We start from the raw sequence: 15585 nt of genomic DNA, 5'->3' as shown, positions 1-15585 counted from the left end.
CGACTCAGATGTCGAGGAAGCGGACGTCCTTGGCGTTGCGCTGGATGAACGAGCGCCGCGCCTCGACGTCCTCGCCCATCAGCACCGAGAACAGGTCGTCGGCCTGCGCCGCGTCGTCGAGCGTGACCTGGCCGAGCACCCGGTGGTCGACGTCCATCGTGGTGACGCGCAGCTCCTCGGCGTTCATCTCGCCGAGGCCCTTGAAGCGCTGGATCGAGTCTTCCCTGACCCGCTTGCCGTTCTGCTTGCCGAGCGCGACCAGGGCGTCGCGTTCCCGGTCCGAGTACGCGTACTCGTGGTCGTCGCGGCCCCACTTGATCTTGTAGAGCGGCGGGCGCGAGAGGTAGACGTGCCCGGCCTCGACCAGCGGGCGCATGAAGCGGAACAGGAACGTCAGCAGCAGGGTGTTGATGTGCTGGCCGTCGACGTCGGCGTCCGCCATCAGGATGATCTTGTGATAGCGGAGCTTGTCGATGTCGAAGTCCTCGTGGACCCCGGTGCCGAACGCCGAGATCAGCGCCTGGACCTCGGTGTTCTGCAGGATCTTGTCGACGCGCGCCTTCTCGACGTTCAGGATCTTGCCCCGGATGGGCAGGATCGCCTGGTACATCGGGTTGCGCCCGGACTTGGCGGAGCCGCCTGCGGAGTCACCCTCGACGATGAAGATCTCGCACTTGGTGGGGTCGTTCGACTGGCAGTCGCTGAGCTTGCCGGGGAGCGAGGCGCTCTCCAGCAGGCCCTTGCGCCGGGTCAGGTCGCGCGCCTTGCGGGCCGCCACCCGGGCGGTCGCGGCGGCGATGCCCTTGCGGATGATGTCGGCGGCCTCGTTGGGGTTGCGGTCGAACCAGTCCGACAGCTGCTCGTGGACGATCTTCTGCACGAAGGTCTTGGCCTCCGTGTTGCCCAGCTTCGTCTTCGTCTGGCCCTCGAACTGCGGCTCGCCCAGCTTCACCGAGATGATCGCGGTCAAACCCTCGCGGACGTCCTCGCCGGCGAGGTTGTCGTCCTTCTCGCGCAGCAGCTTCTTGTCGCGCGCGTACCGGTTGACGAGGGAGGTCAGCGCGGCGCGGAAGCCTTCCTCGTGCGTACCGCCGTCATGCGTGTGGATCGCGTTGGCGAAGGAGTAGACACCCTCGGTGTACTGCGCGTTCCACTGCATGGCGATCTCGACCGACAGCAGCCGTTCCTTGTCCTCCGACTCGATGTCGATCACCGACGGGTGAACGACATCGTTCTTGCGGGAGTTGAGGTACTTGACGTAGTCGACGATGCCGTTCTCGTAGTGGTACGTGACCGAGCGGGCCGTCTCCTCCTCGGGGACGTCCGACGCCTCCGAGCTGTCCGCGCCGGCCGTGGCCTTCGCCGACTCGCGCTCGTCGGTCAGCCGGAGGGTGAGGCCCTTGTTGAGGAAGGCCATCTCCTGGAAGCGGCGCGACAGCGTCTCGAAGGAGTAGTCGGTCGTCTCGAAGATGTCGCCGTCGGCCCAGAAGGTGACGCTCGTACCCGTCTCGTCGGTGGCCTCGTTGCGCGCCAGCGGGGCGGTCGGGACACCGAACTTGTAGTCCTGGGTCCAGCGGTAGCCGTCGGTCTTCACGTCGACGGACACCCGCGTGGACAGGGCGTTGACGACGGAGACACCGACGCCGTGCAGACCGCCGGAGACGGCGTAGCCGCCGCCGCCGAACTTGCCGCCCGCGTGCAGGACGGTGAGCACGACCTCGACGGCCGGCTTTCCTTCGGACGGCACGATGCCGACCGGGATGCCGCGGCCGTTGTCGACCACACGCACCCCGCCGTCGGCGAGGATCGTGACGTCGATGGTGTCCGCGTGCCCGGCCATGGCCTCGTCGACCGAGTTGTCGACGACCTCCTGCACGAGGTGGTGCAGACCGCGCTCACCGGTCGAGCCGATGTACATGCCAGGTCGCTTGCGGACGGCGTCCAGACCCTCCAGCACGGTGATCGCGCTGGCGTCGTACGAGGTCTTCGCCTCGGCCGGGACGGGAGCGGCGTCGCCCTGAGTGGACGGAATGTTCTCGTTGGGGTTGCCGGAATCGGCCACGAAGCGCCCTTTCTGGCACAGCACAGGCCGTTCTCCGGGCAGGCGGGAGCGGCTGCGTCGTTCGGCTTGTATCGACGAATCCCGCAAGACGCGGGATTGTGCACCAGTCTACCGGTAGCGGCGACCCGAATGGGGGTTTGCAGGCACCTGAGTACGCATGTGCCGCCCTCAACCAGCGCCTGACGACTCCCCATATCAGGGACGGGGCCTCAAGAGGCTCACACGGGCTTGGAGCGCTTCGGCCTGTCAGCCTCCCGCTACGGTGAGGGACGCCCGCCCGCCGCCATCCGGTTTCAGAGGCCACGCAATTCGGTCCCAGCACGCCCGCAGCACCCGCGCCGTGCCCCGAGCCCCTCGCGAAACACCCGCCGACCCTCGTGAAAAGCGCAGGTCAGAGGGGGTCAGCCATAGGTGTCACCGGGGCCGGTGCTCCCCGGCGCCCGCAGCGGACCGAACCTGCGCTGCGGCCCGCCCGGACCCAGCACCTTGATCATCCGCACCGTGCCGTGGCCCAGGTCCGCGTTCAGCCGGGCCACCAGCTGGGGCGCCAGCAGCCGCAACTGCGTCGCCCACACCGTCGAATCGCACTGCACCGTCAGCACCCGCTGATCCGGCTCCTCGTCGTACCGCACGGGCACACAGTGCAGCGCGAGGTCGTCACCGACGATCTGCGGCCAGCGGCCCATCACCCCGCCCACCGCCGCCGGGGTCTCCCAGCCGCGCTCGGTGATCAGCCGGTTGATCGCCGCGCCCAGCGGCAGCGGATCGCGGCCGTCCGCCCGCGCCCCGGAGCGCAGCCCACCGCCCCGCCGCGCCTGCTTCTTCTGCTGCGCCGCCGCGCCCCGCGCCCGCGCCTGCTCCTTCGCCGCGCGCAGGGCGACCCGGGCCAGGTCCACACCGGACGGCTCGGCCTGCTTCGCCCGGTCGTCCCGGTTCTCAGAGTTCTCCCGGTTCTCCCGGTCGGGGCGATCGCCGCCCGCGGCCGTTCCCTCTCCCGCGCCGTTCACACCCGTTCCACCTCACCGGCGGTGACCGCGTACCGCGCACCGGCGAGCGCGCCCGGCACGTCGTCGTCCACCGCGGCCGTCACCAGGACCTGCTCGGCCGGGGCCACCAGCTCCGCGAGCCGCTCCCGGCGGCGCGCGTCCAGCTCGGCGAACACGTCGTCCAGTACGAGCACCGGCTCATTGCCCTCGCCGCGCAGCAGCTCGTACGAGGCCAGCCGCAGCGCCAGCGCGTACGACCAGGACTCCCCGTGGCTCGCGTACCCCTTGGCGGGCATGGCGCGCAGGCCGAGCACCAGGTCGTCGCGGTGCGGGCCGACCAGGGTCACGCCGCGCTCGATCTCCTGCTTGCGGACCTGGGCCAGGGCCTCGATGAGCTGCGCGTACAGCTCCTCGCGGCCGCGCGCCGGGTCCGCGTCCGGGCCGATACTGCCGCGGTAGTCGAGGCTCAGCGGCCCGCCGCCCGGGGCCACGTCGCCGTACGCCTTGTCCGCCAGCGGCTGGAGCGTGGCGATCAGGTCGAGGCGCTGGGCGAGCAGCTCAGCGCCGACCCGCGCCAGGTGCTGGTCCCACACGTCGAGCGTGGAGAGGTCCAGCGAGCGGCCGCCGTGCCTGCGGGCCATGGCCGCGGACTTGAGCAGGGTGTTGCGCTGCTTCAGCACCCGGTCGTAGTCGGACCGCACTCCGGCCATCCTCGGGGACCGCGCGGTGACCAACTCGTCCAGGAACCGCCGGCGCTCGCCGGGGTCGCCCTTCACCAGGGCCAGGTCCTCCGGCGCGAACAGCACCGTCCGCACGATGCCGAGCACATCGCGCGGCCTGACCTGCGAGGACCGGTTGATCCGGGCGCGGTTGGCCTTGCCCGGATTCAGCTCCAGCTCGACCAGCTGCGAGCGCTCGCCCTGGGTGACGGCCGCCCTGATCACGGCCCGGTCGGCGCCCATGCGGACGAGCGGGGCATCCGAGGAGACGCGGTGGCTGCCGAGCGTGGCGAGATAGCCGACCGCCTCGACCAGGTTCGTCTTGCCCTGGCCGTTGGCACCCACGAATGCGGTGACGCCCGGATCGAGGGGCACCTCGACGCGGGCGTACGAGCGGAAGTCGGCCAGCGACAGATGCGTGACGTGCATGGTGTGCGCCGACCTTCCCGGCTTCCTGCTCCGTGCTCCGGCGGTGCGGGAGAGGCGGTCGGCCCCTCCCGCACCTCGTTGCGGGTTACTTCTTGTTCTCGACCGCGTGGCCGCCGAACTGGTTGCGCAGCGCGGCGATCATCTTCATCTGCGGGGAGTCGTCCTGGCGCGAGGCGAAGCGCGCGAAGAGGGACGCGGTGATCGCGGGCAGCGGCACCGCGTTGTCGATCGCGGCCTCGACCGTCCAGCGGCCCTCGCCCGAGTCGGCCGCGTAGCCGCGGAGCTTGTCGAGGTGCTCGTCGTCGTCCAGGGCATTGACCGCCAGGTCGAGCAGCCAGGAACGGATGACCGTGCCCTCCTGCCAGGAGCGGAAGACCTCGCGCACGTCGGTGACGGAGTCGACCTTCTCCAGGAGCTCCCAACCCTCGGCGTACGCCTGCATCATGGCGTACTCGATGCCGTTGTGGACCATCTTGGCGAAGTGGCCGGCGCCTACCTTGCCCGCGTGGACCGAGCCGAAGTCGCCCTCGGGCTTCAGTGCGTCGAAGATCGGCTGGACCTTCGCCACGTCCTCGGCGTCGCCGCCGTACATGAGCGCGTAGCCGTTCTCCAGGCCCCACACGCCGCCGGAGACGCCGCAGTCCACGAAGCCGATGCCCTTGGCGCGCAGCTCCTCCGCATGCTTCTCGTCGTCGGTCCAGCGGCTGTTCCCGCCGTCCACGACGATGTCACCGGGCGAAAGCAGCTCGGCCAGCTCGTCGATGGTGGACTGGGTCGCGGCTCCGGCCGGAACCATCACCCATACGACCCGCGGACCCTTGAGCTTGCCCACCAGCTCTTCCAGGCTGTGGACGTCGGCGAGATCCGGGTTGCGGTCGTAACCGATGACGGTGTGGCCTGCGCGGCGGATGCGCTCGCGCATGTTGCCGCCCATCTTGCCGAGGCCGACGAGACCGAGCTCCATCAGAGATTCCTTAGCGTTGTGCCGATTCGTACCCACGTCCGAGCCTACGCCCGGAGGGGGACAGGACGCCGGGCGTGCTCGGCGCTGAACACGCCCGTCGGGCCCCGCCGGAGCGGGGCCGGTGAGGGTCCGGTCAGCCCGAGAGGCGGACCGGCATGATCAGGTACTTGTAGGCGTCGTCCGCCTCGGCGTCCACGGCGGGGCGGCCGCTGAGCAGCGCCGGCTTGGTGGAGGTCGTGAAGGAGAGCTGGGCGACCGGGGAGTCGATGGCGCTCAGGCCGTCGAGCAGGAAGGTCGGGTTGAAGGCGATCGAGATGTCGTCGCCCTCCAGTACGGAGTCGACCCTTTCCACAGCCTGTGCGTCGTCGCTGGAGCCCGCTTCCAGGATCAGGACGCCCTGCTCGAAGGTCAGCCGAACCGGGGTGTTGCGTTCGGCCACCAGGGCTACGCGCTTGACGGCCTCGACGAACGGCGCGGTCTCGATCACGGCCACCGAGTTGAACTCGGTGGGGAACAGCGTCCGGTACTTCGGCAGGTCGCCTTCGAGCAGTCGGGTGGTGGTACGCCGTCCGGCGCCCTCGAACCCGATGAGCCCCTCGCCCGCGCCCGAGCCGGCCAGCGCCAACGTGACCGTGTCGCCGCTGGTAAGCGACTTGGCGGTGTCCAGCAGCGTCTTGGCGGGCACCAGGGCGACGGCGGACGCCTCCGGGTCCTCGGGCTTCCAGAGGAACTCGCGGACGGCGAAGCGGTAGCGGTCGGTGGAGGCGAGGGTGACGGTGTCGCCCTCGATCTCGATGCGCACACCGGTCAGGACGGGCAGGGTGTCGTCGCGGCCTGCGGCGATGGCGACCTGGGCGGCGGCCGAGGCGAAGACCTCACCGGGCACGGTGCCGGTCGCGGTCGGCATCTGCGGGAGGGCCGGGTACTCCTCCACAGGCAGGGTGTGGAGTGTGAATCGCGAGGAGCCGCAGGAGACGGTCGCCCGTACACCGTCTGTGGAGATCTCCACCGGCCGGTTGGGCAGGGCGCGGCAGATGTCGGCGAGCAGCCGACCGGAGACGAGGACCGTGCCGTCCTCCTCGACCTCGGCCTCCACCGAGACCCGCGCCGAGACCTCGTAGTCGAAGCTGGAGAAGCTGAGCGCTCCGTCCTCGGCCTTCAGCAGAAGGCCCGCGAGAACGGGCGCCGGCGGACGGGCCGGGAGGCTGCGGGCCACCCAGGCCACCGCCTCCGCGAGGACATCGCGCTCCACCCGGATCTTCACCGGAACCGCCTCCTGCTGGTTTCGCCCTGCTTGCGTTCGTCGTCTGGTCGGGCCGCTCCGCCGGTGAGAGGGGGAGGACGCCGGGGACCAGTCTGACGCACGGCACCGACACTCGGTGCGGCTCGGGGTCAAATCGCGGCGGGAGGTCCGGAGCGCTCCGAGGGCGAGTTGTGCACAGGCCCCACTTCGAAACGGAAACCGGGCTAACTATGAGTGGTGGTAGTAGTAGGGCCTGTGGAAACCGTGGATAACCCCGTTTTCGCAGGTCAGAGCCCGTTTTTTATCCACCGGGCCTGTGGGTGGAACCAGTGGACAACTCGGGCTCTCTGTGGACACCCGGAAGTTGTGCACAAGCCGTACACAGGGGCGGCCACTTTCTCCCCAGGTCTGTCCCCAGCTTTACCCACGTTCCCCACAGGCCAACCGCCCCTCTTGGTGTGACGCCTTTCACTCGCTCCGGTGACAGGGCCTGTCGTGTTGCCGAACAGTGGACAGCGATGTGGAGAAGCGGCCTTCGGCTGGGGAAAACGGCCTCAGACCTGTGGGTAGCCGGTGGACAACGCAGAGCGGTCCCTGTGGACGAAGATTTTTTCCACAGGCTGTGGATCATCGTTGACCACAAATCCCCAACCCTCTGAGCTGGCCCGATGTCCTCAGACCCGTCCTGCCTGTGGATGCAGTATGGACAACTTTTGGATCCCCAGGCTGTGGAGGGAAAAAAGTCCACGGATCTGTGGAGAACACCCGTGACCTCACGGGTAATCGAACAGAACGGGTGCGTCGGTGGCGGGCCGGAGCGGAGGTCGGCCGGCCACCGGGCACGCGGAAGGGCGCTGTGCGGGCTCCTGACGAGTCCGCACAGCGCCCTTCCGCGCCCCTTCCGAGGGGTCTGTGCGAGGGTGCCGTGCCGTGTGGGAAGAGGCGGCCGGCAGGTGGAGCGGTGGCGCTCTCAGCCGTTCTTGATGCGGTTGGTGAGCTCGGTGACCTGGTTGTAGATGGACCGCCGCTCGGCCATCAGCGCCCGGATCTTGCGGTCCGCGTGCATCACCGTCGTATGGTCCCGGCCGCCGAACTGCGCGCCGATCTTCGGCAGCGAGAGATCGGTCAGCTCACGGCACAGATACATGGCGATCTGCCGGGCCGTCACCAGCACGCGGCTGCGCGACGATCCGCACAGGTCCTCCACCGTCAGGCCGAAGTAGTCCGCGGTCGCCGCCATGATGGCCGTCGCCGTGATCTCGGGCGCCGTGTCCTCGCCGCCGGGAATCAGATCCTTCAGCACGATCTCGGTGAGCCCCAGGTCCACCGGCTGCCGGTTGAGACTGGCGAAGGCCGTCACCCGGATGAGCGCGCCCTCCAGCTCACGGATGTTGCGGGAGATACGGGAGGCGATGAACTCCAGCACCTCCGGCGGGGCGTTGAGCTGCTCCTGCACCGCCTTCTTGCGCAGGATCGCGATACGGGTCTCCAGCTCGGGCGGCTGTACGTCGGTGGTCAGCCCCCACTCGAAACGATTCCGCAGCCGGTCCTCCAGAGTGACCAGCTGCTTCGGCGGCCGGTCCGAGGAGAGCACGATCTGCTTGTTGGCGTTGTGGAGCGTATTGAAGGTGTGGAAGAACTCCTCCTGCGTCGACTCCTTGCTCGCCAGGAACTGGATGTCGTCGACGAGCAGGATGTCCACATCGCGGTACCGCTTGCGGAAGGTGTCGCCCTTCCCGTCGCGGATCGAGTTGATGAACTCGTTGGTGAATTCCTCGGAGCTGACGTACCGCACCCGGGTGCCCGGGTACAGGCTCCGCGCGTAGTGCCCGATGGCGTGCAGGAGATGGGTCTTGCCGAGCCCAGACTCCCCGTAGACGAACAGCGGGTTGTACGCCTTCGCGGGCGCCTCGGCCACCGCGACGGCCGCGGCGTGCGCGAAGCGGTTCGAGGCCCCGATGACGAAGGTGTCGAAGAGGTACTTCGGATTCAGCCGGGCGTGCGGCTCGCCGGGGCCGGGGGCCGGGGACGGCTGGGCGCCCATCGGGCCGGTGCCTCCGCCCGGCCGGCCGGTGCCCGCGCCGGGGCGGTGCTGCGGCTCCGGCAGCTCGGGGCGGGAGCGCTCGGTGTGCGACGACTCGTACCCGTGGCGCTCGGGCGGCTGCGGACGGTAGTCGTGCTGCGACTGCTGCGGACCCCGGCCGCCGTACGGCTCGCGCCACTGGTCGGGGCTCGGCTCGCGGTCCTGGAAGCCGCCGAGCCGGGGCTGCTGCCAGGACAGGTCCTCCTGGGTGCGCGGCCAGGCGCCGGGCTCCGGGCGCTGCTGCTGGTAGTCCGGGTAGGCGGGGCGCGCGGTCGGCATGCCGTCGTCGGCGGACCGGTTCCCGTAGCCGTCGTACGCGTCGCCGTGCCGGCCCTCGTCGTGCTGGGGGCCCTGGTAGCGGTGGGGCGGCTGGGGGGACTGGTGCATCGGGGGCGCGGGCGGGCCCGACGGTTCGCCGGCCGAGTCGTCCACCGTGATCGCGATCCGGATGGGGCGCCCGCACTCGCGGCTCAGCGTCTCGCTGATGAGTGGGGCGAGGCGGCCCTCCAGGACCCGCTTGCCCCACTCGTTGGGGACGGCCAGCAGCGCGGTGTCGGCCACCAGGGCGAGCGGCTGGCAGCGCTCGATCCACTGCTTGTCCTTCGGCTCGATGCCCTGCTGCCCCTCCCCGAGGAGTTGCTCCAGCACGCGTGGCCACACTGCGGCAAGATCGGCAGGTACGTCAGCCACAAGGCACGCTCTCTCGCTGGTCCCACGAATGTGTGGTTCTCGGGACGGTTGGGGTCGGGGTGGGTGAGGACCGGCAGGCGGGAAGAAAAAGAACCGGAGTTCAGTCACGGTAGTCAGCACGACCCGCGTCGTTCAAGTCGTTGTCCACAGGCTGTGCACAATGGGAGGCCCGGCAGGGTCGGTTTGACCGGATGGCGTAGCCGCGCGTACCGTGACCAGGTCGAGTTGTCGATGGCTGCTGCCGCCTGCCTCCGATGGGCAAAGTCACGATCAGTGATCGTGAAGCGGTGCACTAGAGCGTTTACGCGAGTCCTTCGTGGGCGCACGGTGACAGCCAGGCGATGTCCCGCCAACACCCGAGTCATTTCTGGAGCCCCCGAGTGAGCAAGCGCACCTTCCAGCCGAACAACCGTCGTCGCGCGAAGACCCACGGCTTCCGGCTGCGGATGCGCACCCGTGCCGGCCGCGCGATTCTCGCGTCCCGCCGCAGCAAGGGTCGCGCCAGCCTGTCCGCCTGATCGCGTACAGGTCGTCATGACGTGCTGCCTTCCGAGAATCGGCTGAGGCGGCGCGAGGACTTCGCGACCGCAGTACGACGAGGACGCCGGGCCGGTCGTCCGCACCTCGTCGTCCATCTACGCAGCGGTGCAACCGACCCGCACGTGACTGGGGAGAACGTTCCCCCGCCGCGTGCGGGTTTCGTTGTCAGCAAGGCCGTGGGTGGTGCGGTCGTACGCACTGCGGTGAAGCGCAAGCTTCGTCACCTGGTCCGAGAACGGCTCGCCCTGCTGCCCCCCGGTAGCCTGGTTGTGGTGCGAGCGTTGCCCGGAGCGGGTGACGCCGGCCATGAACAGCTGGCCCGAGACCTGGACGCCGCGTTTCAGCGGCTGCTGGGAGGGGGCGTGCGATGAAGTACCCGCTGCTGGCTCTCATCAAGCTGTACCAGTGGACGATCAGCCCACTCCTCGGGCCGGTCTGCCGGTACTACCCGTCGTGTTCCCACTACGGGTTTACGGCGATCGACCGGCACGGAGCGATCAAGGGAACAGCGCTGACGGCCTGGCGCATCCTGCGATGCAACCCGTGGTCCCCCGGCGGCGTGGACTATGTGCCACCACGCAAACGTCCGCGTTGGCACGAGATGCTGCGCAGCGCCATACGCGGCAGCAAGGGCGGGGACTCCGCCGCTGACGTGCCTTCCGGGGGGTCGGCCAACGACCTCCCGAGTTCGGCCGCAGAGACTTCGCCCAATGCTCAAGGAGCTTGATTAGTGGACACGATTGCCAGTCTGTTCAGCTTCATCACCTGGCCCGTCTCCTGGGTCATCGTCCAGTTCCACAAGTTGTACGGGGCGATCTTCGGCCCCGACACGGGATGGGCCTGGGGTCTGTCCATCGTGTCCCTCGTGGTGCTGATCCGTATCTGTCTGATCCCGCTGTTCGTCAAGCAGATCAAGTCGACGCGGAACATGCAGCTGCTCCAGCCGAAGATGAAGGCGATCCAGGAGCGTTACAAGAGCGACAAGCAGCGTCAGTCCGAAGAGATGATGAAGCTGTACAAGGAGACGGGTACCAACCCGCTCTCCTCGTGCCTCCCCATCCTCGCGCAGTCGCCGTTCTTCTTCGCGCTCTACCACGTACTCTCCGCGATCGCCTCGAACAAGAAGATCGGCGTCATCGACCAGTCGCTGCTGGACAGCGCGCGTCAGGCGCACATCTTCGGCGCCCCGCTGGCCGCCAAGTTCATGGACAGCGCGGAGAAGGTCCAGAGCCTCGGCGCCTCGCTGACCGACGTCCGGGTCGTCACCGCGGTCATGATCGTGCTGATGTCGGCCTCGCAGTTCTTCACGCAGCGCCAGCTGATGACGAAGAATGTCGACCTCACGGTCAAGACGCCGTACATGCAGCAGCAGAAGATGCTGATGTACATCTTCCCGGTGATCTTCGCCGTCATGGGTATCAACTTCCCCGTCGGTGTCCTCGTCTACTGGCTGACCACCAACGTCTGGACCATGGGTCAGCAGATGTACGTGATCAACCAGAACCCGACGCCGGGCAGCAAGGCCCAGGACCACTACCTTGAGCGGCTCCTCAAGAGCGTCACCGCCCACGGCGAGGTCCGCGGCCGGACCCGGCGCAACACCGTCAAGCGGATCGTGGCCAAGGGCCCGGACCGCAACGACATCGAGCGCAAGTTCGTCGTCGGCCTGGCCAAGCTCGGTCTCGCCCCGCAGGAGGACGGCACCGTCGCCAAGAGCGACACGGCCATCGCCGACGCCGAGGGCAGCGGTGCACAGCGCCGCCAGCCCAAGCGGCAGACCAAGTCGCAGCGCCAGACCGGTGCCGCACACCCGGGTGGGACCAAGGACGGTGTCTCCGGCGAGACGGCGTCCAAGACCTCCCTGCAGAAGGGCGCCGCGCAGGGCGCCAAGCCGAAGCCGGCGGGCAAGGCCGCGTCCGGTTCCTCACGCCAAGCCAAGTCCGGACAGCGCAAGGGTCCGCAGGGGCCCAAGCACCCGTCCAAGAAGTAAGAAGGAGTCCATCCGTGACGGAAGGCACCACCTCCACGGCCGCTGAGGGCAGCGACACTCTGACTCGCCTTGAGCAGGAAGGCGAGATCGCAGCGGACTACCTCGAGGGCCTGCTCGACATCGCCGATCTCGACGGCGACATCGACATGGACGTCGAGGCGGACCGGGCCGCGGTCTCGATCATCAGCGAGTCGGCGCGCGATCTGCAGAAGCTCGTGGGGCGCGACGGCGAGGTCCTGGAGGCCCTCCAGGAGCTGACGCGGCTGGCCGTGCACCGGGAGACCGGCGACCGGAGCCGTCTGATGCTGGACATCGCCGGGTTCCGGGCCAAGAAGCGCACGGAGCTCGCCGAGCTGGGTGCCAAGGCGGCGGACAAGGTCAAGAGCACCGGTGAGCCGGTGAAGATGAAGCCGATGACCCCGTTCGAGCGCAAGGTCGTGCACGACGCGGTTGCCGCGGCGGGTCTCCGCAGTGAATCGGAGGGCGAGGAGCCGCAGCGCTTCGTCGTCGTTCTGCCGGCCTGACCGGCTCCTTTACCTGTCGGCCCCGTCTGTTCGCAGACGGGGCCGATCTTTGTCAGCCTGATAGACAGCCACCCATGGTGCGGTAGTGCGGTATGGAAGGACGGTCCCCCGTGACGGAGGAAGTAACGCTTCCCGAGGCGCCGGAAGAGGCCCGGACAGTATTCGGTGAGAGCTTTCCCGAAGCTGTCCGGTACGCGGAACTGCTGGCGGACGCGGGGGTCACACGCGGTCTGATCGGTCCGCGCGAGGTTCCGCGCCTGTGGGAGAGGCATCTGCTGAACTGCGCGGTGCTCTCCGAGGTCGTCCCCGAGGGGGTCACGGTCTGCGATGTCGGCTCGGGTGCGGGGCTGCCGGGCATCCCCCTGGCGCTGGTGCGCCGGGACCTGAAGATCACCCTGCTGGAACCGCTGCTGCGCCGGACGAACTTCCTCCAGGAGGTCGTCGAGCTGCTGGGCCTCGACCATGTGACGGTCGTACGCGGCCGGGCCGAGGAGGTCCTCGGTTCTCTGCAGCCCGTGCATGTGGTCACCGCCCGCGCGGTGGCGCCACTGGACCGGCTGGCTGGCTGGGGCGTGCCCCTGCTGCGACCCTATGGCGAGATGCTCGCGCTCAAGGGCGACACCGCGGAGGAAGAGATCAACGGTGCCCGTGCCGCGCTCAGCAAGCTGGGTGTGGTGGAGACCGAGGTGCTGCATGTCGGCGAAGGCGTGGTCGATCCGCTGTCCACGGTGGTCCGTGTGGTTGTCGGCGAGAGTCCGGGGGGTGTGAGGTTCGCCGCAAAGCGGGCCAAGGCCGCCCGGAGCAGCCGGACACGGCGCCGCCGCTGAGCCACGTGCCGGCCTCGTGCCCCATGGGCGTGGAGCGTACGGGGCCCACGCGGAGTGTCGTGACTCCGTGGCTACGCTGCGGAGGCATCGTGTTTCACGTGAAACGTCGTTCGCTGCTGCATGGAATCATCGGTCGCGGTCATGAGGCAGCCGCCCCTCCCCATCGCAGGCCCGTTAGGGCTACGGAGTTGTCCACAGAAGTGGTTTCATCCACAGAAGAGCGGGCCTCGCTGGTTCACGACCCCGAAACCATGACAGGCTCTGCTCATTGCGAGCCTGAAGTCGAGGAGAGTGAATCCTTGCGGTCCGACGCCAACATCGCGGGGCCGATGACCGATCCGGTCCCCGGCCCCCGAACCGAATCGGCGGGAGACGGTGTTTCACGTGAAACACCGCCGCCGATGGACGACACCCCCATCGGTCGCGCGGCCCAGCTGGCGGTGGAAGCCCTTGGCCGTGCCGGTGAAGGGCTGCCGAGGCCCGAGCAGACGCGCGTCATGGTGGTGGCCAACCAGAAGGGCGGGGTGGGCAAGACCACCTCCACGGTCAACCTCGCCGCGTCACTGGCCTTGCACGGTGCACGTGTCCTGGTGGTGGACCTCGACCCGCAGGGCAACGCCTCCACGGCGCTGGGCATCGACCATCACGCCGAAGTTCCCTCGATCTATGACGTCCTGGTGGAGAGCAAGCCGCTCTCCGACGTGGTCCAGCCCGTGAAGGACGTCGAAGGCCTCTTCTGCGCCCCGGCCACCATCGATCTCGCCGGTGCGGAGATCGAGCTGGTGTCGCTGGTGGCGCGGGAGAGTCGACTCCAGCGCGCCATCCAGGCGTATGAGCAGCCGCTGGACTACATCCTGATCGACTGCCCGCCCTCTCTGGGCCTGCTGACGGTCAACGCACTGGTGGCCGGTGCGGAGGTACTGATCCCCATCCAGTGCGAGTACTACGCGCTGGAGGGGCTGGGGCAGCTCCTGCGCAACGTCGAGCTGGTACGGGGCCACCTGAACCCCGATCTTCATGTGTCGACGATCTTGCTCACCATGTACGACGGCCGTACCCGGCTGGCGTCGCAGGTGGCGGAGGAGGTGCGCAGTCACTTCGGCAAGGAGGTGCTGCGGACCAGCATCCCCCGGTCGGTCCGTATCTCCGAGGCGCCGAGCTACGGGCAGACCGTGCTCACCTACGACCCCGGTTCCAGCGGATCGCTGTCGTACCTCGAAGCCGCTCGGGAGATCGCGCTGCGCGGGGTCGGGGTGCATTACGAGGGCCAGCACGCCCACACGGGCGGTTCGATCAGTCAGCAGAGCAATTCGGAGGGGATCCAGTGAGTGAGCGTCGTCGAGGGTTGGGGCGAGGGCTCGGTGCCCTGATCCCTGCCGCTCCGCAGGAGAAGCAGCTGCCGTCCACCGGGGCCGGGTCCGGCTCGCCGGTTCTCACCACGGAACGCGGTGTGGCCGCTGCCAAGGTGACCACGCTGGGGGCCAACCCGGTGGTGCCGGAGCCGAGCGCGCCGGTCTCGGATGCACAGGTCGCGGGCGACGTGGCCGGTGCGTACTTCGCCGAGGTACCGCTCGACTCCATCACGCCGAATCCGCGTCAGCCGCGTGAGGTCTTCGACGAGGACGCGCTGGCGGAACTGGTCACCTCCATCAAGGAGGTGGGTCTGCTCCAGCCGGTCGTGGTGCGGAAGACCGGGGCCGAGCGCTTCGAGCTCATCATGGGCGAGCGGCGCTGGAGGGCCTGCCGGGAGGCCGGCTTGGAGCGCATCCCGGCCATCGTCCGTGCCACCGACGACGAGAAGCTTCTGCTGGATGCCCTTCTGGAGAACCTGCACCGGGCTCAGCTGAACCCGCTGGAGGAGGCGGCCGCGTACGACCAGCTCCTCAAGGACTTCAAGTGCACGCATGACCAGCTGGCCGACCGGATCGGAAGGTCCCGGCCCCAGGTGTCCAACACGCTGCGGCTGCTGAGGCTGTCGGCGCCGGTCCAGCGCAGGGTCGCCGCAGGAGTGCTGTCGGCGGGCCACGCGCGAGCCCTGCTCTCGGTGGACGACTCCGAGGAGCAGGACAAGCTGGCCCATCGCATCGTGTCCGAGGGTCTTTCGGTGCGTGCTGTCGAGGAGATCGTGACGCTCATGGGCTCCGGGCCCACGAGCACCAAGAAGACCAAGGGCCCTCGGGCGGGCGCCCGGGTGTCCCCGGCGCTCTCCGATCTGGCGTCCCGGCTCTCCGACCGCTTCGAGACCCGGGTGAAGGTCGACCTGGGGCAGAAGAAGGGCAAGATCGTCGTCGAGTTCGCCTCGATGGAGGACCTGGACCGCATCCTCGGCAGCCTCGCGCCGGGCGAGGGCCGGGTACTGGACCGTGCCCAGTCCGAGGAGCCGGCCGAGGACGACGAGAGCTGATTTCCCCCTGGACGCTGATGCTGCGGGCGGGCTGTTTCCGGTTCACGGAATACAGCCCGCCCTTTGCTATCTCACGGTGTCGGCTTGATTCAGGGGTAGTTACGATGCGTTGTGGCAGGGCATT

Annotated in this window: 14 protein-coding genes; 8 read left to right on the top strand and 6 right to left on the bottom strand. The window is 68.7% G+C overall.

What is annotated here, in order from left to right:
* Positions 1–4 precede the first annotated feature (4 nt).
* From gyrB to dnaA, 6 genes are all read right to left on the bottom strand, one after another.
* On the bottom strand, positions 5–2086 hold the full coding sequence (gene gyrB / locus DNK56_RS00765) for a DNA topoisomerase (ATP-hydrolyzing) subunit B (protein ID WP_111329691.1): 2082 nt from the start codon (positions 2084–2086) through the stop codon (positions 5–7).
* Positions 2087–2463: 377 nt separating this feature from the next.
* On the bottom strand, positions 2464–3069 hold the full coding sequence (locus tag DNK56_RS00760; RefSeq protein ID WP_111329689.1) for a DUF721 domain-containing protein: 606 nt from the start codon (positions 3067–3069) through the stop codon (positions 2464–2466).
* Entirely contained in the window at positions 3066–4196 is a 1131-nt protein-coding gene (gene recF / locus DNK56_RS00755) for a DNA replication/repair protein RecF (protein ID WP_111329687.1), read from the bottom strand. Before recF ends, DNK56_RS00760 begins: the two co-directional genes overlap by 4 nt.
* 85 nt (positions 4197–4281) lie before the next feature.
* Positions 4282–5160 carry a phosphogluconate dehydrogenase (NAD(+)-dependent, decarboxylating) gene (gnd, locus tag DNK56_RS00750; protein ID WP_111329685.1) on the bottom strand — a complete coding sequence of 293 codons (879 nt, stop codon included), beginning with the start codon at positions 5158–5160 and terminating at the stop codon, positions 4282–4284.
* A gap of 133 nt (positions 5161–5293) precedes the next feature.
* Entirely contained in the window at positions 5294–6424 is a 1131-nt protein-coding gene (gene dnaN / locus DNK56_RS00745) for a DNA polymerase III subunit beta (RefSeq protein ID WP_111329683.1), read from the bottom strand.
* 949 nt (positions 6425–7373) lie between these two features.
* Positions 7374–9176, bottom strand: coding sequence for a chromosomal replication initiator protein DnaA (gene dnaA, locus DNK56_RS00735; RefSeq protein ID WP_111329681.1), 1803 nt, complete (start codon positions 9174–9176; stop codon positions 7374–7376).
* 380 nt (positions 9177–9556) lie between these two features.
* On the opposite strand from dnaA, the gene rpmH reads away from it, so the two are divergent.
* The 8 genes from rpmH to DNK56_RS00695 all read left to right on the top strand — a co-directional run bounded on the left by rpmH (position 9557) and on the right by DNK56_RS00695 (position 15461).
* On the top strand, positions 9557–9694 hold the full coding sequence (rpmH, locus tag DNK56_RS00730; protein ID WP_006348049.1) for a 50S ribosomal protein L34: 138 nt from the start codon (positions 9557–9559) through the stop codon (positions 9692–9694).
* 21 nt (positions 9695–9715) lie between these two features.
* On the top strand, positions 9716–10087 hold the full coding sequence (gene rnpA, locus DNK56_RS00725) for a ribonuclease P protein component (RefSeq protein WP_111329679.1): 372 nt from the start codon (positions 9716–9718) through the stop codon (positions 10085–10087).
* On the top strand, positions 10084–10443 hold the full coding sequence (gene yidD, locus DNK56_RS00720) for a membrane protein insertion efficiency factor YidD (protein WP_111329677.1): 360 nt from the start codon (positions 10084–10086) through the stop codon (positions 10441–10443). The genes rnpA and yidD overlap by 4 nt, the downstream gene beginning before the upstream one ends.
* 3 nt (positions 10444–10446) lie before the next feature.
* Positions 10447–11706: a membrane protein insertase YidC gene (gene yidC / locus DNK56_RS00715; RefSeq protein ID WP_111329675.1), complete on the top strand. Its 1260-nt coding sequence runs from the start codon at positions 10447–10449 to the stop codon at positions 11704–11706.
* A 14-nt stretch (positions 11707–11720) separates the two neighbouring features.
* Positions 11721–12230 (top strand): Jag family protein, encoded by a 510-nt coding sequence (locus tag DNK56_RS00710; RefSeq protein ID WP_111329673.1) that lies wholly within the window; start codon positions 11721–11723, stop codon positions 12228–12230.
* 110 nt (positions 12231–12340) lie between these two features.
* Complete coding sequence (rsmG, locus tag DNK56_RS00705) at positions 12341–13057, top strand: 16S rRNA (guanine(527)-N(7))-methyltransferase RsmG (protein WP_111329671.1); 717 nt, start codon at positions 12341–12343, stop codon at positions 13055–13057.
* A 251-nt stretch (positions 13058–13308) separates the two neighbouring features.
* On the top strand, positions 13309–14385 hold the full coding sequence (locus DNK56_RS00700; RefSeq protein ID WP_111329669.1) for a ParA family protein: 1077 nt from the start codon (positions 13309–13311) through the stop codon (positions 14383–14385).
* Entirely contained in the window at positions 14382–15461 is a 1080-nt protein-coding gene (locus tag DNK56_RS00695) for a ParB/RepB/Spo0J family partition protein (RefSeq protein WP_199563927.1), read from the top strand. The genes DNK56_RS00700 and DNK56_RS00695 overlap by 4 nt, the downstream gene beginning before the upstream one ends.
* Positions 15462–15585 lie beyond the last annotated feature (124 nt).

The organism is Streptomyces sp. AC1-42W (genome assembly GCF_003248355.1).
GTDB lineage: Bacteria > Actinomycetota > Actinomycetes > Streptomycetales > Streptomycetaceae > Streptomyces.
The sequence above is the reverse complement of the archived record's forward strand: the minus strand, read 5'-3'. Positions and strand labels throughout refer to the sequence as shown.